This window comes from Pseudomonas sp. FW306-02-D09B, assembly GCF_058782685.1.
The window spans coordinates 152,598-173,101 of sequence record NZ_JBYSXY010000008.1 but is presented as its reverse complement, the minus strand read 5'-3'; the positions used below and the strand labels follow the sequence as shown (position 1 = coordinate 173,101).

20 protein-coding genes and 1 pseudogene are annotated in these 20,504 nt (G+C 58.5%); 7 read left to right on the top strand and 14 right to left on the bottom strand.

Annotated features, from left to right (window positions below):
- Positions 1–7 precede the first annotated feature (7 nt).
- Positions 8–568, bottom strand: coding sequence for a histidine phosphatase family protein (locus AC3WK5_RS15755; RefSeq protein WP_103316016.1), 561 nt, complete (start codon positions 566–568; stop codon positions 8–10).
- A gap of 96 nt (positions 569–664) precedes the next feature.
- Entirely contained in the window at positions 665–2,038 is a 1,374-nt protein-coding gene (gene ppnN, locus AC3WK5_RS15750) for a nucleotide 5'-monophosphate nucleosidase PpnN (protein WP_103316015.1), read from the bottom strand.
- 348 nt (positions 2,039–2,386) lie between these two features.
- Here ppnN and AC3WK5_RS15745 point away from each other — a divergent pair, with 348 nt between their 5' ends.
- The 4 genes from AC3WK5_RS15745 (at position 2,387) to AC3WK5_RS15730 (ending at position 4,795) form a co-directional block, all read left to right on the top strand.
- A complete protein-coding gene (locus AC3WK5_RS15745) occupies positions 2,387–2,821 on the top strand; it encodes a DUF1801 domain-containing protein (RefSeq protein ID WP_103316014.1) in 435 nt (144 codons plus the stop codon).
- A 220-nt stretch (positions 2,822–3,041) separates the two neighbouring features.
- Positions 3,042–3,635: a cytochrome b/b6 domain-containing protein gene (locus AC3WK5_RS15740; protein ID WP_103316013.1), complete on the top strand. Its 594-nt coding sequence runs from the start codon at positions 3,042–3,044 to the stop codon at positions 3,633–3,635.
- 30 nt (positions 3,636–3,665) lie between these two features.
- The gene (locus tag AC3WK5_RS15735) at positions 3,666–4,412 is read left to right on the top strand and encodes a molybdopterin-dependent oxidoreductase (protein ID WP_103316012.1); all 747 of its coding nucleotides are present in this window, start codon (positions 3,666–3,668) and stop codon (positions 4,410–4,412) included.
- A gap of 68 nt (positions 4,413–4,480) precedes the next feature.
- Positions 4,481–4,795 carry a hypothetical protein gene (locus AC3WK5_RS15730; RefSeq protein WP_103316011.1) on the top strand — a complete coding sequence of 105 codons (315 nt, stop codon included), beginning with the start codon at positions 4,481–4,483 and terminating at the stop codon, positions 4,793–4,795.
- 425 nt (positions 4,796–5,220) lie between these two features.
- Here AC3WK5_RS15730 and AC3WK5_RS15725 read toward each other — a convergent pair whose 3' ends face one another.
- The 7 genes from AC3WK5_RS15725 to kdpF all read right to left on the bottom strand — a co-directional run bounded on the left by AC3WK5_RS15725 (position 5,221) and on the right by kdpF (position 13,721).
- Positions 5,221–5,550, bottom strand: coding sequence for a hypothetical protein (locus AC3WK5_RS15725; protein ID WP_019689674.1), 330 nt, complete (start codon positions 5,548–5,550; stop codon positions 5,221–5,223).
- Positions 5,551–5,777: 227 nt separating this feature from the next.
- On the bottom strand, positions 5,778–6,467 hold the full coding sequence (gene kdpE, locus AC3WK5_RS15720) for a two-component system response regulator KdpE (protein WP_103316010.1): 690 nt from the start codon (positions 6,465–6,467) through the stop codon (positions 5,778–5,780).
- The gene (gene kdpD, locus AC3WK5_RS15715) at positions 6,464–9,163 is read right to left on the bottom strand and encodes a two-component system sensor histidine kinase KdpD (protein ID WP_103316009.1); all 2,700 of its coding nucleotides are present in this window, start codon (positions 9,161–9,163) and stop codon (positions 6,464–6,466) included. Before kdpD ends, kdpE begins: the two co-directional genes overlap by 4 nt.
- A gap of 22 nt (positions 9,164–9,185) precedes the next feature.
- On the bottom strand, positions 9,186–9,758 hold the full coding sequence (gene kdpC, locus AC3WK5_RS15710) for a potassium-transporting ATPase subunit KdpC (RefSeq protein ID WP_103316008.1): 573 nt from the start codon (positions 9,756–9,758) through the stop codon (positions 9,186–9,188).
- A gap of 12 nt (positions 9,759–9,770) precedes the next feature.
- On the bottom strand, positions 9,771–11,849 hold the full coding sequence (gene kdpB, locus AC3WK5_RS15705; protein WP_103316007.1) for a potassium-transporting ATPase subunit KdpB: 2,079 nt from the start codon (positions 11,847–11,849) through the stop codon (positions 9,771–9,773).
- A 10-nt stretch (positions 11,850–11,859) separates the two neighbouring features.
- Entirely contained in the window at positions 11,860–13,632 is a 1,773-nt protein-coding gene (kdpA, locus tag AC3WK5_RS15700; protein WP_103316006.1) for a potassium-transporting ATPase subunit KdpA, read from the bottom strand.
- Entirely contained in the window at positions 13,629–13,721 is a 93-nt protein-coding gene (gene kdpF / locus AC3WK5_RS15695) for a K(+)-transporting ATPase subunit F (RefSeq protein WP_103316005.1), read from the bottom strand. The genes kdpA and kdpF overlap by 4 nt, the downstream gene beginning before the upstream one ends.
- A gap of 536 nt (positions 13,722–14,257) precedes the next feature.
- Between kdpF and AC3WK5_RS15690 the strand changes: the two genes are divergently transcribed.
- Positions 14,258–14,530: a hypothetical protein gene (locus tag AC3WK5_RS15690; RefSeq protein WP_103316004.1), complete on the top strand. Its 273-nt coding sequence runs from the start codon at positions 14,258–14,260 to the stop codon at positions 14,528–14,530.
- Positions 14,531–14,918: 388 nt separating this feature from the next.
- Here the strand turns inward: AC3WK5_RS15690 and AC3WK5_RS15685 are convergent.
- The 4 genes and pseudogenes from AC3WK5_RS15685 to AC3WK5_RS15670 form a co-directional block, all read right to left on the bottom strand.
- Positions 14,919–14,996: pseudogene (locus AC3WK5_RS15685) on the bottom strand (transposase); the annotation flags it as partial.
- A gap of 179 nt (positions 14,997–15,175) precedes the next feature.
- A complete protein-coding gene (locus AC3WK5_RS15680; protein WP_146039808.1) occupies positions 15,176–16,057 on the bottom strand; it encodes a tetratricopeptide repeat protein in 882 nt (293 codons plus the stop codon).
- A 606-nt stretch (positions 16,058–16,663) separates the two neighbouring features.
- Positions 16,664–16,897, bottom strand: coding sequence for a hypothetical protein (locus AC3WK5_RS15675; protein ID WP_054598058.1), 234 nt, complete (start codon positions 16,895–16,897; stop codon positions 16,664–16,666).
- Between the two features lie 12 nt (positions 16,898–16,909).
- Positions 16,910–17,389, bottom strand: coding sequence for a hypothetical protein (locus AC3WK5_RS15670; protein ID WP_054598057.1), 480 nt, complete (start codon positions 17,387–17,389; stop codon positions 16,910–16,912).
- 452 nt (positions 17,390–17,841) lie between these two features.
- On the opposite strand from AC3WK5_RS15670, the gene AC3WK5_RS15665 reads away from it, so the two are divergent.
- Complete coding sequence (locus AC3WK5_RS15665) at positions 17,842–18,354, top strand: hypothetical protein (RefSeq protein WP_103316001.1); 513 nt, start codon at positions 17,842–17,844, stop codon at positions 18,352–18,354.
- Positions 18,355–18,595: 241 nt separating this feature from the next.
- Here AC3WK5_RS15665 and AC3WK5_RS15660 read toward each other — a convergent pair whose 3' ends face one another.
- The gene (locus tag AC3WK5_RS15660; RefSeq protein ID WP_103316000.1) at positions 18,596–19,009 is read right to left on the bottom strand and encodes a hypothetical protein; all 414 of its coding nucleotides are present in this window, start codon (positions 19,007–19,009) and stop codon (positions 18,596–18,598) included.
- A gap of 328 nt (positions 19,010–19,337) precedes the next feature.
- Between AC3WK5_RS15660 and AC3WK5_RS15655 the strand changes: the two genes are divergently transcribed.
- A complete protein-coding gene (locus tag AC3WK5_RS15655) occupies positions 19,338–20,390 on the top strand; it encodes an alpha/beta hydrolase family protein (protein WP_103315999.1) in 1,053 nt (350 codons plus the stop codon).
- The last annotated feature ends 114 nt before the right edge of the window (positions 20,391–20,504 follow it).

The window sequence follows — 20,504 nt, the reverse complement described above, 5'->3', positions numbered from 1 at the left end:
CACGGGTTCAGGCTGGCGTCAGGCGCAGTCGCCAACGGCCGTTGTAGCGTAGTTCGACGGCGGCCAGCGGTTCGACGTCAATCGTATTGAATAGCGCGGGCGGGCATTGCATCACGTGCATCAGTGCGGCACGAATCACGAACGGGTGAGTGACGGCAAGGAGGTGCCCGGGTTGGTTGACCAGGGTCTCCAGCCAGGCAGCGGTCCGCTCGCAGAGTTGGGCCACCGATTCACCGCCATGTGCAGCATGGGTGCTGTCGCTCAACCAGGCATGCAGCAGCTCGGGTTCGTCTCGTTGCAGGTCATTGATCCGCAGCCCCTTCCAGCGACCCAAATCACAATCGCGCAGCGCCGGGACAATTTCCATGTCCGCGCCAAACAGCGCGGCGGTCTCTCGGGTCCGGGCTTCCGGTGCGCTGAGCAGGCGTGGCGCTCGTTTGAAACGCTTGGCCAATGAGCCTTTTGCGTTCTGCCAGTCCATGTCCACTGATTCATCCTCGGCAAAGCGCGCCAGTTTCTGGGCTGCTGTCCGGGCGTGACAGATCAGGGTCAAACGGGTGCTCTGCACTGGAAATCACTCAGGCTGTGTTGGAGGGAGACGTATCGCGAAAAGGGAAGAAAGACCCGGAACCGCACGGTTCCGAGCCTGTCGACGCGAGGGTTTTTAGCTGATGACCTGATAGCAGGGCACATACTCTGCGCCACCGGGCAGTTTCATCCGGTGTTGCGCGACAAAGGCTTTCAGCAGTTTGTCCAGCGGTTGCATGACCGCTGCGTCGCCGTGGATCTTGTAAGGACCGTATTGCTCGATCAGGCGGATGCCCTTGTCCTTGACGTTACCGGCAACGATGCCGGAAAACGCCCGGCGCAGGTTTGCCGCCAGTTCGTGCGGTGGCAGGTCGTGGCGCAGTTGCAGGCTGGCCATGTTTTCGTGGGTTGGATCGAACGGGCGCTGGAAGCCTTCGTCGATCTTCAGCAGCCAGTTGAAATGGAACGCATCGTTGCGCTCGCGGCGGAACTGCTTGACGTCCTTGAGCCCTTTAGTCATTTGCCGGGCCACCTGGGCCGGGTCGTCGATGATGATCTCGTAGTGACTCTGCGCCTCTTTGCCCAGTGTCGCGCCGACGAACGCGTGCAGTTGCTGCAAGTACGGCTCCGCGCTCTTCGGCCCGGTCAGGATCACCGGGAAGGGCAGGTCACGGTTGTCCGGGTGCATCAGGATCCCGAGCAGGTAAAGGAACTCTTCGGCAGTACCGGCGCCGCCCGGGAAAATGATGATGCCGTGGCCGACGCGGACGAAAGCTTCCAGGCGCTTCTCGATGTCCGGCAGGATCACCAGTTCATTGACGATCGGGTTCGGCGCTTCAGCCGCAATAATCCCGGGCTCCGTCAGCCCCAGGTAGCGACCGTGGGTGATCCGTTGCTTGGCGTGGGAAATGGTTGCGCCCTTCATCGGGCCTTTCATCACCCCGGGCCCACAGCCGGTGCACACATCCAGACTGCGCAGGCCCAGTTCGTGGCCGACTTTCTTGGTGTATTGATATTCCTCAGAGCTGATCGAGTGACCGCCCCAGCACACGACGATTTTCGGCTCCACGCCGGCACGCAGGGTGCGGGCGTTGCGCAGCAGGTGGAAGACGTAATCGCTGATGCCTTGGGATGAGCTCAGGTCGATGCGCTGGCTGTCCAGTTCGTTCTCGGTATAGACGATGTCGCGCAGGGCGCTGAACAGCATCTCGCGGGTGCTGGCGATCATTTCGCCATCGACGAAGGCGTCTGCGGGTGCGTTGAGCAGCTCCAGGCGGACACCGCGATCTTGCTGATGAATGCGAATCTCGAAGTCCCGATAGGCTTCCAGAATGGTCTTGGCGTTGTCGACATGGGCGCCGGTATTGAGGATGGCCAGGGCGCACTGGCGGAAGAGAGAGTAGATGCTGCCTGATCCTGCGGCGCTCAGTTGCTGAACTTCGCGTTGGGACAGCGTCTCCAGGCTGCCTTTTGGGCTCACCGAAGCATTGATAACTTGTCTTGCGGTCATTCGATATTCCCTGAGAACGATGTTATCGAGCCCGACAGGCTCAGTAGCATCAGGATAGTCAGTGCCAGAGCGATCGTGCTGCTTTCATCTTCTCCGGCGACCGGGCATGAATGCAAACATCATGGCCGATGCGCGCCGGATGGTTCGTTTGATGATGAACCGGACAGCCATGAAACAGGATTCCTGGCAGGTGGGCAATTGGGTTTTTTCCTGCGCGTGTCTGGACTTGGCGTAGAGCGGGGGATTTTGGCGAGGACCGGTGTGAGGAGCCGGCTCGCCGTCTTAAGACTTTGCGCAATACTCAGTGGCACGTGAGCGGCAACCACCCTGAAGAGGACGACAACCATCATGAAGAAGGAAAAGCTCGGCGCAATTGACGGGGAGCAGGAGGGCTCTGCCTCTCAGCTGATAGAGGCGAGGATCAAGGAGCTGGGGGATTGGCGCGGCGAAACGCTCGCCCGGGTCCGGGCGCTGATCAAGCAGGCCGTTCCTGACGTGGTCGAGGAATGGAAGTGGAGAGGGGTTCCGGTATGGTCGTGCGGTGGAATCATCTGCACTGGTGAGACGTACAAGCAGGTCGTGAAGATGACCTTCGCCAAGGGCGCTTCGCTGGAGGACCCTTCAGGCCTCTTCAACTCCAGCCTCGAAGGCAACACCCGGCGTGCCATTGATATCCACGAAGGCGACAGGCTTGATGAAAAAGCGCTGACGGCGCTCATTCACGCTGCCGTGGCGCTCAACATGTCGGTGCGGGCGGGCGCTCGCGCCAAATCGGCTGGATGAGCGGTCCTCCGGGATCAGGCTGTGCTCATCTGCACAAAGTGCCAGGGCGAATAATGTAAAACGGTTTCTAAAAGTCGCTGCTAGTCTTGGTAGATATGTCGCCAGATCGGCGCTGTTTGCGACTCCATTGGAGTTGCCGGTTAACCATGGGGGATTGAGCCAACACACGTCGTGGTGGTCGTGGGGATTTTACCGGCGCGTTGCCGGCAGGGCAGGCATCATGAGTAGTTCGCAAACTATTCACCCGATCTGGCTACGGCTGACCCACTGGATCAACGTCATCGCCGTGGTCATCCTGGTGATGAGCGGCTGGCGCATCTATAACGCCTCGCCGATTTTTTCCTTTCAGATTCCCGCCAGTATCACCTTGGGCGGTTGGTTGGCCGGTGCACTGCTGTGGCACTTTGCGGCGATGTGGGTACTGTTCATCAACGGTATTGTCTACCTGCTGCTGAATATCTTTTCCGGGCGTATCGCCCACAAGTTCTTCCCCATACCCCCCCGCGAAGTCCTGCATGATTTCCTCGCCGCCCTCAAAGGCAAGCTCGCCCATGCGGACTTGCGGCACTACAACACCCTGCAAAAGCTCGCCTACCTGTTTGCCGTGCTCGATCTCATTGTGCTGGTGCTGTCGGGGCTGGTGATCTGGAAGTCAGTGCAGTTTCCATTACTGAGGGAGCTGATGGGCGGCTACGACTCGGCGCGCATCGTGCATTTTGTCTGCATGGCGTTGCTGGTCGCTTTTACCGTGGTGCATTTGGTGATGGTGGCGCTTGTGCCACGCACCCTGATTGCCATGCTGCGGGGGCGCTAACTCATGAACAGAACGACTGGTAAAGACCGGATGGATGACCCCGCCATCATCAAATCGGTGGCGCAGGAGCTTGAATTGCCCGCACGCAGGCAATTTCTTCGGCATGCCTGGACGCTGGGTGGGATTGCCTTGCTGACAGGCTGTCGCCTGGACGACAGCAACTCGGTGGAGTCCATGCTGAAAATGGTCTCGCGCTTCAATGACAAGGTTCAGGCAGCGCTGTTCGATCCGGCCCGATTGGCACCGACCTACCCCGAGTCGATGATGACGCGTCCGTTTCCGTTCAATGCCTATTACGACCGCAACGGCATTCCGGACATCGAGGAAGATGAGTTCTCACTCACGGTGGGTGGTCTGGTCCAGGACAAACACAGCTGGACCCTCGCCGAATTGAACCAGTTGCCGCGCACCACTCAGGTCACACGGCTGATTTGCGTGGAGGGCTGGAGCGCCATTGGCAAATGGGGTGGGGTGACCTTTTCGACTTTTCTGCAACGGGTGGGCGCCGATACCGGTGCCAAATATGTCGGGCTCAAATGCGCTGACGACTATTACACCAGCATCGATATGCCGACGGCCCTGCATGCGCAAACGCTGCTGACCCTGAGCTATGACGATCAGGTATTGCCGCCGGAATACGGTTACCCCCTGCGCCTGCGTATGCCGACAAAGCTGGGCTTCAAGAACCCGAAACATGTGGTGGAGATTTTCGTGACCAACGATTACCCCGGTGGATATTGGGAAGATCAGGGTTACAACTGGTTCAGTGGCAGTTGAGCAATCGGCTGTTCTGAAACGCGGCGCATTGCCGCTGTCCTTAACGCGAACTGCACAGGAGTAGTGACATGAAGAAGCTGATTGCTGCGGCGATTGCTGCCGTAGTCCTGGTGGTGGCCGCCCCGTTGTTTGCGGCTGAAGCCAATACGAATGACATGTCCAAGGATCAGATGGACAAGGACACGATGAAAAAGGACACGATGAAAAATGACGAAATGAAAAGTAATGCCACCAAGACCACCAAGCACCACTACAAGACCAAGGGCGAGAAGACCAAGAGTGCCACCATGAAAAAAGAAAGCATGGAGAAAGGTGGCGAGATGAAGAGCGAGGGCATGGAGAAAAAGAGCGATATGGGCACTGACACGATGAAGAAATATTAAGGCGCCCGGTCGCGCCGCCGTGGCGCACAACACGTCGGTGCGGGCGGGCGGACGCTCGCACCCGGCGGTGTGCCGATTACATGTCGCGTCGCCATTGCCGTTGAGCACAGGGAGGCCGTCCTGGTGAACTGATCCGTATTTTCCCGCGCTATCTGCTTCTGTAATGAATCCAGTTCAAGCCTCACAATGGCGCTGCAACCACAGACGTGTAATTTTGGAGGCCAAATGCTGAAGATGGCGATTTTCCTGGGTGGATTTCTGGCATTGACCATCGTGATCGGTGCGCTTGCCACCATCTCTCCGATGTAACCAAAAGACGATAGCGCCGCGTTTTTCCGGATCCTCCCGACCTTGCATACGTGGCGCTTTTCGAACGTTGCCGGCACAGCCTTTGTTGCGGCCTCTAGTGTCCGGTTACGGGCCGGTCAGGTGACGGTGGGAATGTAGTCGATGTACGCCAATCGCTCGCCATTTTGGTAAATGTCGACGGCGGTGTAATGGGGTGCGCTGGGGGGCATTACCCGGTCGTACCTGGCCTGCGTACAGGACAGCATTTGTGCCCAGTTTCCAGGCCGTTGGATCAAGTGCAGATCCAGCATGAGGATCGACGGATTAAAGCCTTGCGGGGCTCGCATGGTCAGATAGGCCTCGATCCCCGGATTGGCAACTTCAACATCACCTACCACGTGGAAGTCATCCGGTTTCGGTGGCATCGCGTTCAGCCATGCATGCCAGTTGTTGCTGCTAGTGGTCATTTTTCTATCCCTTGAGAAATGAAACCCGAAGCTTGAAGTGCTGCCGTTCGGTATGGCGCTTCGTATGCCATCGAATGAAATACCCGGTGTCCAATTGACCGTAAAAGGTCTCCTGTCTAAAGGTGTAGACGAGGAAAGGGCGTTCCCTCTTTAGCTTGGACGAACGGTAGCCATGGGTTCTCAGTGCATGAAGCCTGCGGCTGAACTCAACGTGTGGCGCTCAGGGTTCAAGGAATGAAACGGTAACCGACACCGGTTTCGGTCACGAGATGGCGCGGCTGCGACGGGTCTGCTTCGATCTTCTTGCGTAGGCCGCCCATGAACACCCGAAGGTACGGCGTATCGGTGGTGTGCGAAGGGCCCCATACCGCTTTGAGCAGTTGCAGGTGCGTCAGGACCCGGTCCGGGTGCGAGCACAGATGAACCAGCAAACGGTATTCCAGCGGCGTCAGGTGCAAAGGCACACCGGCGCGCTCCACGACGCGTCGATCCAGATCAATTTGAATGTCGGAGAAGCTCAGTACCGCACGGTTCTCGGCATCTTTCACACGCCTGCGTAACAGGGCACGCACGCGCGCGAGCAGTTCGCCAGTGCCGAAGGGTTTTACCAGGTAATCGTCGGCCCCGGTGTCCAGGGCGAGGATCTTGTCGGATTCGGCGCCACGGGCCGACAAGACAATGATCGGCACCTCTGACCAGGTGCGCAGATCCCGGATGAGGTCAACGCCATCACCGTCAGGCAGGCCGAGATCCAGCACGATCAGGTCCGGCCGACGCGTTCCCGCGTCGATCAGGCCGCGCTGAAAGGTCTCGGCTTCATGCACTTCCAGGCCATCGGCTTGCAGGGCCATCCGCACAAAACGGCGAATGTCCTTTTCGTCTTCAACCAGCAGAACACGCAGCACCGGTTCGCTCATGATGGGTCCTCGTCAGTTTGCGGCGAAAGCGCTTCGATGTTCGGCGGCTCTTCTCGAGGCAGACGCAAGGTGAAGCGCGCACCGCCTTCCGGGCGGGTCACACCGAGCATGGTTCCGCCATGTGCCTGGGCAATCGCCCGGCAGATGGCCAGGCCCAGGCCGACGCCGGGAATCGAACTTTCCTTTTTGCCGCGCATGAATTTGTTGAAGATCGCCTCTTCGTGTCCGCGGGGCAAGCCCGGTCCCTCATCGGCGACCCACAACTCGATGCTCTCGGGCGTGGCGCTGGCGCCCAGGCTGATCGGCGTGCCGGCTGGGGTGTACTTGATGGCGTTTTCGATCAGGTTGATGAGGATACGCTCGATCAGCACCGCATCGATGCGAACCGGTGGCAAGTCCTCCTCGAGTGCGACCTGCACCGAACGCCCGCCCAGAATCGGCTGGATAGCCCTCAGGGCGCTACCGACCACGTCTTCGATGGGCTGCCATTGACGATTCAACACCACGTTGCCGGACTCGAGGCGAGCCATGTCCAGCAGGTTATTGACCAGCGTATTCATGCGCAACGCGGATTCGCCCACCGCCGTGGCGATCTCGGCGGCATCGCCGGTCAGGGGCGGTTTGGTCAGCTTGAGCGCTTCGGCGAGCCCGACCATGACCGACAGCGGGGTGCGCAAATCATGGGAGATGGCCGAGAGCAGCGAGTTGCGCAACCGCTCGGATTCCATCTGAACCGTGGTGTCCTGGGCGACGTTGATGTAGTGAATCCGTTCGAGCGAGATGGCCAGCAATGACGCGCAGGTGTCGAGCAGGCGGCGCTGTTCCGGCACCGCCAGCCGGGTCGTGTCCCGCGGTTGCACGGCCAATACTCCGCGCACCCGCATGGGCGCCGACAAGGGCAGGTAAAGCGTGGAGCTGGAGGGCAGGGTGTCGGTGCCGTATCCGGCCGGTTCGGTTTTGTCGTACGACCACTGGGCAATCGCAACGTCGACTTGCGGTGCGTCCCCCGTGACCATCGGCGCCTGCAGTTTATTGTTGTCGTCAGCCACCAACAGTGCCGACCGGGCGCCAAACTCGGCCGCGAGGAACTGCGCGCCGATTTCCGCAACCTGTTCGGTCAACAGTGCGGCGGACAACAGGCGCGACATCTCGTAAAGCCCGCGCATGCGGTCTTCGCGCCGTTGCGCCACCCGTGCCTGGTAGGTCAGGCTGGCGGTCATTTGCCCGATCACTAGGGCCACCACGAGCATGACGCTAAAGGTCACCAGATACTGGATATCGGCGATGGCGAATGAAAAACGCGGCGCCACAAAGAAAAAGTCGAAGGCGCCGACCGAGACGAAGGCCGCCATGATGGCCGGGCCACGACCAAAGCGCACCGCCACGGCGACGACCGCCAGCAGGAACAGCATGACGATGTTCGCCTGTTCCAGCACCTGGAACAGCGGCATGGCCAGCAGGGTCGTCACCGCACAGATCGCGCCGCTCCAGAGATAGGGGCGCCAGGTGATCGGGCTGTCGCTGGCGGTGGAGGTCGTCTCGGCTGGTGGGCGGCGGCTCTCCGGCAGCGAGATTTGAATCACGTCAAGATCGGCGCCCAGCACACCAATCCGATCCGCAAGCACCCGCCGCCAGAGTCGTTGGCGCGGACGTTCATCACGGCCCAGCACGACTTTTGAAAGGTTGTGCTGCCGGGCGTACTTGACCAGCGTTTCGGCAATGTCCTGGCCCGCCAGGGTGGAGATTTGCGCGCCCATGTCCTGAGCCAGTTTCAAGGTTGCCAGCACCCGACGCCGCTTGACCTCGGGCAGGCGCTGCAAGGCCGGGGTTTCGACATACACGGCGTGCCACGGCACATTGAGCTGAGCGGCCAGGCGCGCCGTCGAGCGTACGGTTTTTTCGGCCTGATCATTGGGGCCGACGCAGGCAAGCAATGACTCGCGGGTGCCCCACACCGGTTTCACCGCGCCGCTTTGGCGATACTGCAACATCTCGCTGTCGACCCGGTCGGCGGTGCGGCGCAACGCCAGTTCGCGCAGCGCGATCAGGTTGCCCTTGCGGAAGAAGTTCTGCACCGCGCGCTCGGCCTGTTGCGCCATATAGACCTTGCCTTCCTTCAAGCGCTGCAACAGATCGTCGGGTGGCAAGTCGACGATGACCACTTCATCGGCGGTGTCGAAGACATGGTCGGGCACGGTCTCCCAGACGCGAATCCCAGTGATGCCGCCGACAATGTCGTTCAGGCTTTCGAGGTGCTGAACATTCATCGTCGACCAGACATCGATACCGGCACTGAGCAGTTCTTCTACGTCCTGCCAGCGCTTTGGATGTCGGGAACCTGCGATATTGGAGTGAGCCAGTTCGTCGATCAGGATCAGGCCCGGTTTGCGCGCGAGCGCGGCGTCCAGATCGAACTCGGTCAACGTACGGTTCTTGTCGACCACCTGCTTGCGAGGCAATAGTTCAAGGCCCTCTGTCAGGGCCTGAGTCTCGGCGCGGCCGTGGGTTTCGATCACGCCGACCAGCACGTCGATGTTTTGCTGTTTTGCAGTCTGGGCCGCCGCGAGCATCGCGTAGGTCTTGCCGACACCGGCGCTGGCGCCGAAAAAAATCTTCAGCCGACCGCGTTTGGCCTGCGCTTCTTCTTCGCGAATCCGGGCCAGTAGCTGGTCCGGATCAGGACGTTCTTCGGCCATCAAGCTCACCGTGTGTTAACGCTCAATGTGCGGCGTCGAGTGCCAGGTTCAGTTGCAGAACGTTGACCCGAGGCTCGCCGAGAAACCCGAGCAGCGTGCTTTCGGCGTGTTGGTTGATCAGCTCGCGAACCTTGTCGACGGGCAGGTTGCGCACCCGCGAAACCCGGCCCGCCTGGTACAGCGCCGCGGCAATGCTGATATGCGGATCAAGGCCACTGGCGGAACTGTAGACCAGGTCGGCGGGCACCGTGGCGGTGTTGCCGGGATCGGCGGCGTGCAACGCGTCGATGCGGCCCTTCAGCGCATCCGCCAGCGCCGGGTTCAGCGGACCGAGGTTCGAGCCGCCCGAGGCCAGCGGGTTGTAGGGCATGGGGCTGGTGGCGGAAGGGCGGCTCCAGAAATACTTCGGATCACTGAAGCCCTGGCCGATCAACAGCGAGCCCACGGTTTTGCCGTCTCTCTCGATCAGGCTACCCGCCGCCTGATGCGGAAAGACCAGCCTGGCAATGCCGGTCGTGACCAGTGGATAGGCCAGGCCGGTAAGCAGTGACAGTGCGATCAGCAGGGTCAACGCCGGACGCAGCAGAGATAACATAGCCATACTCCCTCAAGTCAGACCGACAGCGGACAGCGCCATGTCGATCACTTTGATGCCAATGAATGGAACGATTACCCCACCCAACCCATAGATCAACAGGTTGCGGCGCAACAGCAGCGCGGCACCGACCGGGCGGTACTTCACGCCTCGAAGCGCCAGGGGAATCAGGAAAATGATAATCAGCGCATTGAAAATCACCGCCGACAGCACCGCCGAATTCGGGCTCGTCAGGCCCATGATGTTCAGTGCGGCGAGCTGCGGGTAGGTGCTGACAAAGGCTGCCGGCACGATCGCGAAATACTTGGCGATGTCGTTGGCAATCGAGAAGGTGGTCAGCGAACCCCGGGTCATCAGCATCTGTTTGCCGGTTTCCACCACCTCGATCAACTTGGTCGGGTTGCTGTCGAGGTCGACCATGTTGCCGGCTTCCTTGGCCGCCTGAGTTCCGGAGTTCATCGCCACGGCGACATCCGCCTGCGCCAGCGCCGGGGCATCGTTGGTGCCGTCGCCGGTCATGGCCACCAGCCGGCCTTCGGCCTGGTAGCTGCGGATCAGTTCGAGCTTTTGTTCGGGTGTGGCTTCCGCCAAAAAGTCATCGACACCGGCCTCGGCGGCGATGGCGGCAGCGGTGATCCGGTTGTCCCCGGTCACCATCACGGTCTTGATCCCCATGCGCCGCAGCTCGGAGAAGCGCTCCTTGATGCCGCCCTTGACGATGTCCTTGAGTTCGATGACGCCCAGCACCCTGGCCCCATCGGCGACCACCAGCGGCGTACTGCCGCGCTGAGCCACTTGGTCGACGATGGTTTGCACCGCTTCCGGAAAGTGTCCGCCCAGGCTTTGGACATGCTTGAGGATCGCCTCGCCGGCGCCCTTGCGCAGTTGCCGCTCATCCATGTTGACGCCGCTCATGCGGGTCTGCGCCGAAAAGTGCACGAAGTGCGCATGCAGCGCGCTGATGTCGCGTTCGCGCAGGTTGAACCGTTGTTTGGCCAGGACCACGATGCTGCGCCCTTCAGGCGTTTCGTCGGCCAGTGACGCCAGCTGTGCGATATCCGCCAGCTCCGCTTCCTTGATCCCCGGTGCCGGCAAGAACGCCGAGGCGTGGCGGTTGCCCAAGGTGATGGTCCCGGTCTTGTCGAGCAGCAACACGTCAACATCACCGGCAGCCTCCACGGCCCGCCCGGAAGTGGCAATCACGTTGGCTTCCATCATGCGGCTCATGCCCGCCACACCGACCGCCGACAGCAGCCCGGCAATGGTCGTGGGAATCAGGCACACCAACAACGAGATGAGCACGGTGATCGACACCGGCGAGCCGGATTTGGCGGCTGCGACCCCAAACAGGGAGTAGGGCAGGAGTGTCACCGTCACGCCGAGGAACACGATGGTCAGTGCGACCAGCAGGATCGACAGGGCGATTTCGTTCGGGGTCTTTTGCCGCTTGGCATTTTCGACCATGGCAATCATGCGGTCGACGAAGGTCTCGCCGGGGTTGGCGGTCACGCGGACGACGATCCAGTCCGACAGCACCCGCGTACCGCCGGTCACCGACGAGAAGTCGCCGCCAGACTCGCGAATCACCGGAGCCGATTCGCCGGTAATCGCCGACTCATCCACCGAGGCCGCGCCTTCGATCACCTCGCCGTCGGCGGGGATCACCGAGTTCGCGAGGTCACCGGCTTCAACCACCACCACGTCGCCTTTGCACAGGTCACTCGACTGAGCCAACTGCCACTCGGCGCCGTAGTGCGGTTCGCGCAGTTTCTTGGCCCAGGTTTGCTTTTTCAGGTCGCGCAGGGAGGCCGCCTGGGCCTTGCTGCGACCTTCAGCCAGCGCTTCGGCAAAGTTGGCGAACAGCAGGGTAAACCACAGCCACAAGGCGATGGCGAGGATGAACCCGCTGCTGGCTTCACCCTTGCCGCTGAGGGCCTGCCCCCAGAGGGCGGTGGTGATGATCGCGCCGATGTAGACGACAAACATCACCGGGTTGCGCCACTGGATTCGTGGGCTGAGTTTGCGCACCGACTCGACCATCGCAGGCCTTATCAGTTTCGGGTCGAACAAGGAGAACGCTTTACGTGTCATGTTCGTGGTCTCACTTGATCATCATGAGGTGTTCGACGACGGGCCCCAGCGCGAGCGCCGGTACGTAGTTCAGCAAGCCGACCAGCAACACCGTGCCAATCAGCAGTACAACGAACAGCATCCCGTGGGTCGGCATCGTGCCGCCGGTGACCGCCAGGCGTTTCTTCGCCGCCAGGCTGCCAGCGACGGCGAGCACCGGTACGATCACGCCAAAGCGCCCAAACCAACAGGCGATGGCCAACAGGATGTTGTAGAACGGGGTGTTGGCCGACAGCCCAGCGAAGGCGCTGCCGTTGTTGTTGGCCGCCGAGGTGAAGGCGTAGAGGATTTCCGAAAAGCCATGGGCGCCAGGGTTGGCGATTCCCAGCTTGCCGGCCTCGGCCATCACCGCAATGGCGGTCCCGAACAGCACCAGCAGCGGCGTCACCAGGATCGCGATGGCGACCATTTTCATCTCGAAGGCTTCGATCTTCTTGCCCAGGTATTCAGGCGTACGGCCGATCATCAAACCGGCGATAAACACCGCGAGAATGGCGAATATCAGCATGCCGTACAGACCGGAACCGGTGCCGCCAAACACCACTTCACCGAGTTGCATCAGCACCAGCGGCACCGCACCGCCCAGTGGGGTGAACGAGTCATGCATCGCGTTGACCGCACCGCATGAAGCCGCCGTGGTCACGGCCGCAAACAGGCTGGAGGCGCTGATACCGAAGCGCAGTTCCTTGCCCTCCATATTGCCCGCCGCCGTATCAATGCCCAGCGCTGAAAACTGCGGATTGCCCAGCTGTTCGTAATGGGTCACGGCCACCACCGCAATCACGAAGATGATCGTCATCGTCGCCAGCAGCGCCCAGCCCTGGCGTATGTCACCGACCACATGACCGAACACGAAACACAGCGCGGTCGGGATCAGGAAGATCGCCAGCAACTGGAAGAAGTTGGTGATGGCGGTCGGGTTCTCGTAAGGGTGCGCCGAGTTGGCGTTGAAGAAACCGCCGCCATTGGTGCCGAGCATCTTGATCGCTTCTTGCGAGGCCACCGGCCCCATGGCAATCGTCTGCTTGTCGGTGCTGGCGGCCTTGGTCACCGGGTTACCCTGGGCATCGAGGGTCGGCTGGCCGGCGTCATTCAGCACCGGGTTCTGGTACTGCATGACCTCCAGTGTCGAGACGTCTTTATACGGGTCAAGGTTTTGAATCACACCCTGACTGACAAAGAACAACGCGAGTATCAGCGACAACGGCAACAGCACCCACAAAGTGACGCGGGTGAGGTCAGTCCAGGCGTTGCCGATGCTGTCTGCGCTGTGGCGTGCGAACCCGCGGATCAGCGCCACCGCCACCACAATGCCGGTGGCGGCGGACAGGAAGTTCTGCACCGTCAACGCGAGCATCTGCGTCAGGTAACTCATCGTCGACTCGCCGCTGTAGGCTTGCCAGTTGGTGTTGGTCACAAAGCTGAAAGCGGTGTTGAACGAGGAGTCGGGAGTGACGGCCGCAAACCCCTGCGGGTTGAACGGCAGCACGCCTTGCAACCGTTGCAAGGCATAAACCGCCAGCACCCCCAACGCGTTGAACAGAATCAATGCCAGCGCGTACTGAAGCCAGCCCATCTGCGTTTCAGGCTTGACGCCGGCCAGGCGATACAGCGGCGACTCGATGCGTGAGCCGAAGGCAAACCGGCCCTCCATCACCGTGGTCAGCCAACGCCCCAGTGGCCAGGCCAGAAGGCCCAGCGCCAGGAGAAAGGCTGCGAGTAGAACCCAGGCTTGAATAGTCACAGGAAGTCCTCCGGAAACAGCAGCGCGGCGACGAGGTAAACCAGCAAGCCGGCCGCAATGATGCCGCCGAAAAGATAGAAGCCGGTCATGACCGCCTCCTGTTGAGCGCCGCGCAGCCGTAGGTCAGGCCGACCAGAATGATGAGAAACAGTGCACCGAGTAGCAGATAGAAGAAGTCCATGGCGTTTCCTCCGGGAATGAGGAAAGCCTAAATGGACGCTTAACAAGTTGTTGATAGAAAGGAGGGGCGGGGAATAAAGATTTGATAAAGATGTGGTTCAGGTAGAACAGGCTGTTTAACGGTCCGGGACCGTATCAATACTGTTCGTACATAAACTCAGGAATCCGTCACCTTGCCCCTTGATGGGGTGAGGCTTATAGTTCGCCCCGTCGCCCACATGGCGATTCAGGTTTGGCGACCTGACCACAGAGAATGCGAAGGCTATCCGCTTTATTGCAGGAGCCAACGCACCCGCAAAGCCGCTTTTCATGGCGGCTGTGCGCGGGAGATCTTCGGGTCTGCCGGTCTCTCTGTGCCGGTTCGCCAACCTGCGCACAGCTGCCACCCATTCGTTTGGCGACGACTGTGTGACGGCCTCGAGCCAATCAAACAGAGATCTTCAAAATGAATCGATACATGCCCCTCACCGGAATCGACCTGATCCCGGCCTCCCTGCTCATCGACACCCAAGCCCCACTCGACGTACTGCAAGCCACTGCCGACTACCGAATCCGCACCGTCACTCAGGTGCTGGAAAACATCGCCTTTCGTGCTGATATCGAGAGCGACACGGTGGTGCTGGCCGACTTCGCCAAACTGCTGGCCATTCCGTTGCGCGATGGGTGCGATTTGATGGATGTGATTGGTAGACGCTTGCGGGAGGCGGCGGGGGAGTGAGTGAAGGCGGGTGGTTTGAAGGTGTGATGCCTGTCTGTCTGTTAAGCGTTTAAAAGATTGCGGCCTGCGGATTTACGTACGGACTTGACTGCTTGGCGTAGGAGTCTGCTGTGGGCTGCGATCTTGGCTATTCTGCATGCACCGATGACTGCTATCGGCCGATTCTGTTGAAAAAGTCGGCCATGGTTTGCGCATCAAAAAAGTACGCGTCCGGGATTGAAATCTTTACTTTTGGCAGAGGCTTCCGGACTCGGATTTCACGTAGCAGCGTGCAAAAAAGGCGTTTTCACCGGTCAATGATCGGACAGTTTGGGCAGATCGACTTTTTCAACACAATCGGCCAGAAGCGGTCACTCAGTGTCTCAGCAAGCTTTCCTGGCTAACGCTACGCCACATCAGCAACATGCAAATCGCGTTCGGTCAGTTGCTTGACTGCTTCAATCTTGAATTTTTCCGGGTAACGCCGATTTCTGTTGGCACCTCCTGATGGGCATGATTATGAGGCCTGGAGGTATCTACAAAACCAGGGGAGATTCACAACATCAACGTAAAGACAAAAGAGGGCGGATTAATTTAAGCGACAGCCGACTTAACAACGTAAATAAATCCGTCCCCTTTTCGGTCCCGGCAAATGGTTCTAGCGCTTCAATTCAGACCGACCTTGACAGAACGCTCGGACGACCAGGATTTCTGGCCTGACGGCAATATCGGCTCGGCAGGAATTCGATATTTACCGAATTCGTTGACTACGGCCTGGTCGACGTCAGCGTTGCCCGAACTTTCGACCAATACGATTTGCGGCACATTCGAACCAGATTTTCCTTGCACTTGCAGAGTCACCGGTTTACTGACGCTGCCGTGTTTGACTTGCTGATTTAAGGCAATCTCGGTGTACATTGTCGTGCGATTGAGACTCTTGCGACTGGTATCACTCCAGACCTCGTTATAGCGCTGGATCTGTTCAGTCGTCAGCACCAGCCCTTGGGCGCGGATCCGCTGAATGCCCTTCCAAGAGACATCGCCGGCATTCTGGCTGGCCTCCACGTAATACATCATTGCCCCGAACAAGTCCTGCGAGCCACCGCGACCCTCCTCCATCAATCTGGCCAATGCGAGTTTACTTTTATCGCTGTCGCTGTTGGTCAGTGCCAACTGATAAAGCCGTCGCGCTTCGACGTCGTTATGCGCCTGCCCGTGGCCATTCTCGGCCATGCGTGCCAGTCTCTCGTTACCGACGCCATCCACGGCGGCGACGGACTCATATAGCGATCTAGCCTTGCCAAAATCTTGTGGCAGGCCGCCACGACCGAACTCATACAAACCACCGAGCGTGGTCTTACAGCGCACGTTGCCGTTATCGCTGGCGTTACGAATGTATTGGACCTCGTCCGCAGTGGGGTCTTTAGCGCCCTCAAACAGCATACATTGGACGTTGGCCATACTATTTTCCATGGGGCTTAGTGGCCTGGAGGTTTGACACCCTGCGATGAGCCCGGTGATTGCCATTACAACAATTGCCTTTTTCATGTGATGCATCCGTGGAATCCTGAGGGTTTAAGTATGATCATTATCAAGGCACGCAGCGTCGCTGATAGATCGAATGAGATTGACGTCGCATGGTTTACCAGATCATCTCCTGCATGAACGCAATCACGATCAATTGCGATTGTCCACTAGATCTAACGGCAAATCGCTCAGAAACACTGATCCTCCTTGAGGCCCTACTCACGTATGTGCACCTCGACCAAGCCAGCGCCATAACTTCATTTTGGCTAACCAAAGGCCATCCGGCGTACCCGGTATTCTAGGACTTCTCTTTCGATATTAGAGAAAAAGGGGACAGATTTATTTACCACTGTTGTCGAGGCTGGTGATAGAGAAATAAGACTGTCCCTTTTTCCCCGAGCACAACTACGTAGGCTCATTGAAGGGATCGCCCTTAAACCAAGGTGAGTATCAAGGCCAAATCAAATGAAGCCTCAATGATCACCTCTGCCCACCCTCTTAGGGTTGATAAATCCTCAACGCCTCGGCAGTAGTTAACGCCCGAAAGCATGCCCCTTGGCGATTGGGAAAAAGGGGACGGCTTTATTTTCTGATATTAAATCCGCCCGCCTTTCTCGCTCAGCCAACCTACTCAAACCGCCGCCGCTTCATGAACAATCCCATCCCCATCGCCACGGCAAAAACCGACAGCAACCCCAGATCAAACCCCAACAAGCGGATCTGACCTGCCACAACGCAGCCAACCGCACCCGCTGCCACCAACAACACTCCTAGCCACTTGCGTAGCAGATACGGTTTGAGGAATTGATCGAGCAGAAAGGACAACACCAAGGCAATGACCAATTGAGTAATTACGGACATGTACGTCTCCAGTCAGGTCTTGATGATCAATGTCGAGAGGGTGCGTTGCGGGCCGATACCGCCGTTGACCTGCGCCTCGATGCTGACCAGTACGTCGCCAGCATGGTAGGTGGGTAGGATTTCATTGGCATACGTGCGCACACCGGCCCCTACAGATATCGCCACGTAAGAGGGGGCCACGGCCTTGGCGGCGGCAGTGAAGGCCGTGGCTGCAAGGTTGGCGATCGTGGTGCGCTGGGCGTTGAGGGCATCGCCCTGTTGCCGGGTCAACGGCTTGGAGATGCCGATCATCATCACACACGGCAGGTTTTTGGCCAGCATCTTGTCGTACACCTCGACGACCTTGCTGTTGACCTCATAGTGGGCGTTTTTTGCCTCGCCAAAATGCAGCTCGCGCAGGCGCCCACGTTCGCTGTCGGTGAGGGTGATCTGCGAGATGTTGAAGACAATCCCGTGATTGCCCATGTATTGGAAAGTCCCTTCGAACTTCATCGCTCATTTCCTTTTGAGGTAAAGGTGGCGATTCTCTACAACGAGCGTATTGGATTCAAATCATTTCATCTGGCTGGAGCGGGGAGCGGTGAATGCCGGTCAGTTAAGCAGGCACCCTTGGCGAGCATTTTTTCCAGGGAGTCGAGCATAGCTGCGTCCTTATCAGTTTTGGCAGTGATTGACCGGTTGGGAGTTGGACCGCTATCGCGAGCAAGCCCCAGCTCCAGAGCAGAACAAGCCGCCCGCATCACCAAAAAACCTCTCTCCTACAGCTTCCACCTTTGAGATCGGCGCAATGTGTAGCGAGGATCATATAAAAATAGGGGACAGATTTATTTCCGGAAAAATCAATCCGTCCCCCGTTGTAGGGACTCGCCTGCGACCTGTGACCGCATTCAAGGCAAAATCCGCTGCGGCATAATGGCGACTGTCATTTATTGCAGGGTTCGCCGATGTTGCTCGTCGTCTTCAAGGTTCTGCTGACCCTCCCCGTGGCCTGGGCGTTGGCGTGGCCCTTGGTGCATCCTTCGGTGGCCGGGGGAATCTTCAGCGAACTGGAGGCATTGGGCAGCATCGGGGCGTGGATATTGACGCTGGTGTTCCTGATCGCCGTATTCTTTTATTGCCGCGACCTTCAGCGTTCGCTGACCTTGGTCAAACCTTCATCCAGGGTGGCGTCGCCTCGAAGTGTATGGCTGATGTTTCTGCTACCTTACAACTTCATTGAAGACTTTTTCATTGTCGCTCACGTGGCCCGATCGCTACGGCGTGAAGCCAGGCATAACAAAGCGCTGGGCTCGTTCAAAAGCTTTGGCCTGTTCTCAGGGCTGGGGTGGTGTACCGCGCAGATTGTTTCATTGCTGCCCAACGAACTTGGTTCGCTGGGAGGAGCTTTGGCGTTGCCGCTGTGGATCGTCCACTGGCAGTTGGTGAGGCGGGTAAACAGGCTGATGGCGCTCGCTTGAGCGGTGGCGGATCTAAAGAATGAGCATGGGGCAGACTTATTTATCTGCCATCTGCCTCGACGCAATGAAAAATAATTCTGTCCCCTTTTCGTTAGATGATTGAATCCACAGTCGATTTCGGTCAGTCGTGACAGATAGGAATCGGCCAGAAGCTACCTGTCACGAATCGCCAGTAGCGGAGATTCGGTCTGCGAAATTAAGGGCGGCTCAATCCTCAGTGTATGGCGCGTAAGGTTGGCGTTTATGATCGGTGATTTTCGGCAGGGATGCTCCACATCAGCACGGCCAAAATAGCTGCAACGATGATGCTGGGCGCAAATAACGCGATGCTGACACTAAGAGGATGAACACCGAAAATCATGACCGCAGCTGCAAGCATTCCGCACAACAAGCCAACCATCAGCCTGACCTTGCTTCCGAATCTGGGACGCGACCTCAATAGTCCAAAGTAGATGCGCCACCCCGAATAAACCCCAAGCCAACCGAACACTACCATTGGGAGTGTCAGCGGAGCCGAGAAATCGCCTTGTAACAAACTCGGGATTGAAACCATCAGCCCCATAACACCGAAAAACGCAGCAGCCATTGTCGGTGGAACCATTACAAGCAACGCTATTGCTGTGAGTAAAACTCTACGTTTTGTGAGGGGAGGCATTGACCGACTCCTTTTGGCTCTATGACCGAAAAGAATAGTCACGATATTCGATTGCAGCTATGCGCGACCCAGTTCTCGGCCAGTAATCGGAATATTGTCCGCCATGGGTCGGTTTCAGCCGGGTCGTGAAAGACAGAAATCGGCTGTGGATTCAACCGGTCAATGCAGATAACGAAAACTATGCATGTCAGTCGGAGTATCGGCTTTAATGTCGCTGCAGATTCACCTGCTCACGGCGCTGGATTTCTATAATTTGCGAGATGTGATGCACGCTATCGTTGGGTTTCAGGATTCTGAATCCCTCTCTAAATCAAGGAAGACAACCCCATTGAAAACAGCTCTCGGCGTCCTGCTTTTAACCTGTCTGACGACCAACGCTCTCGCTGACGTAAACTCTGTCGGCTTCCAATCCTCCACCTTGCCGGACCCACACAATGAGCGTCCGCTGGAGATGGTCGTCTGGTATCCCAGTACAACGACCGTCACCCCACAGTTGATCGGCGACGATGTGGTGTTTGTCGGTGCTTCTGCGGTTCGCAACGCGCCACCCTCTGCTGGCGAGCACCCATTGGTGGTGCTCTCCCATGGATTCAGAGGCAATTGGAACAATCAGAACTGGTTGGCGAGTGCATTGGCCCATAAGGGTTACATTGTCGCAGCGGTCAACCACCCCGGCACCACGACCCATGATCGCAGCCCGCAAGCGGCGGCGCAGTTATGGCAGCGGCCCATTGACCTGCATCGGGCTATTGAGGCGGTCACCACTCAACCTGAAAAATTTGGCGTGGTCGCAAAGCGTCAAATTGCTGTAGTGGGCCATTCACTCGGCGGCTGGACTGCAATGGAGATCGCCGGCGCTCGTTTCGACCCGGCCCTGTTTGCCCGTGACTGCAAACTCCATCCGCAGTTATCCAGTTGCACCAATTATCAAAAGATCAACCCTGAGAGTACTCCGGCATTAAAGGCTGGTCTGGCCGGCGATTTGCGCGATCAACGCGTCACCGCTGTGGTTTCTTTGGACCTGGGTCTCTCGCGCGGGATGACCGATGAGAGCCTTGCGGCACTGCCGGTGCCGGTGCTAGTTATCGCTGCCGGCGCACCATCGGTGGAACTGCCTGCTCAGTTGGAGTCCGCCAATCTGGCCACACGCCTGCCCCAAGCGTCCAGCCGCTATGTCGAGATCAGTGACGCCAGCCATTTCAGCTTCTTGTCGATTTGCAAACCAGGTGCAGTGGCATTACTCGAAGAGGACATTCCTGGCGATGGCATCATTTGCGGGGATGGCGACAATGCTCGCCCACGCGAGGTAATCCAACAGCAGGTTACGTCACTGATCACCGAGTTTTTGACGCAGTCCGCGAACAACAAAGTGGAGCTCTAGGAATGCTGGCACTCGGCAACTCAGCAGACCTGAAATTTGCGTAGGAGCGCAATTTTTGTGTCGAATCCAGCGACCTATTACGATCAAAAAAGTTTTTACACAGCCTCGGCCGTA

Bases quoted from the DNA above. Each gene is read 5' to 3' on its own strand.
- kdpE (WP_103316010.1), bottom strand. From the start codon at position 6,467: ATGAGCGAACCGGTGCTGCGTGTTCTGCTGGTTGAAGACGAAAAGGAC.
- kdpC (WP_103316008.1), bottom strand. From the start codon at position 9,758: ATGTTATCTCTGCTGCGTCCGGCGTTGACCCTGCTGATCGCACTGTCA.
- AC3WK5_RS15725 (WP_019689674.1), bottom strand. From the start codon at position 5,550: ATGACCACTAGCAGCAACAACTGGCATGCATGGCTGAACGCGATGCCA.
- kdpF (WP_103316005.1), bottom strand. From the start codon at position 13,721: ATGACCGGCTTCTATCTTTTCGGCGGCATCATTGCGGCCGGCTTGCTG.
- AC3WK5_RS15730 (WP_103316011.1), top strand. From the start codon at position 4,481: ATGAAGAAGCTGATTGCTGCGGCGATTGCTGCCGTAGTCCTGGTGGTG.
- AC3WK5_RS15735 (WP_103316012.1), top strand. From the start codon at position 3,666: ATGGATGACCCCGCCATCATCAAATCGGTGGCGCAGGAGCTTGAATTG.
- AC3WK5_RS15690 (WP_103316004.1), top strand. From the start codon at position 14,258: ATGAATCGATACATGCCCCTCACCGGAATCGACCTGATCCCGGCCTCC.
- AC3WK5_RS15680 (WP_146039808.1), bottom strand. From the start codon at position 16,057: ATGAAAAAGGCAATTGTTGTAATGGCAATCACCGGGCTCATCGCAGGG.
- AC3WK5_RS15660 (WP_103316000.1), bottom strand. From the start codon at position 19,009: ATGCCTCCCCTCACAAAACGTAGAGTTTTACTCACAGCAATAGCGTTG.
- AC3WK5_RS15665 (WP_103316001.1), top strand. From the start codon at position 17,842: ATGTTGCTCGTCGTCTTCAAGGTTCTGCTGACCCTCCCCGTGGCCTGG.
- kdpD (WP_103316009.1), bottom strand. From the start codon at position 9,163: ATGGCCGAAGAACGTCCTGATCCGGACCAGCTACTGGCCCGGATTCGC.
- ppnN (WP_103316015.1), bottom strand. From the start codon at position 2,038: ATGACCGCAAGACAAGTTATCAATGCTTCGGTGAGCCCAAAAGGCAGC.
- AC3WK5_RS15670 (WP_054598057.1), bottom strand. From the start codon at position 17,389: ATGAAGTTCGAAGGGACTTTCCAATACATGGGCAATCACGGGATTGTC.
- AC3WK5_RS15745 (WP_103316014.1), top strand. From the start codon at position 2,387: ATGAAGAAGGAAAAGCTCGGCGCAATTGACGGGGAGCAGGAGGGCTCT.
- AC3WK5_RS15740 (WP_103316013.1), top strand. From the start codon at position 3,042: ATGAGTAGTTCGCAAACTATTCACCCGATCTGGCTACGGCTGACCCAC.
- AC3WK5_RS15675 (WP_054598058.1), bottom strand. From the start codon at position 16,897: ATGTCCGTAATTACTCAATTGGTCATTGCCTTGGTGTTGTCCTTTCTG.
- kdpB (WP_103316007.1), bottom strand. From the start codon at position 11,849: ATGACACGTAAAGCGTTCTCCTTGTTCGACCCGAAACTGATAAGGCCT.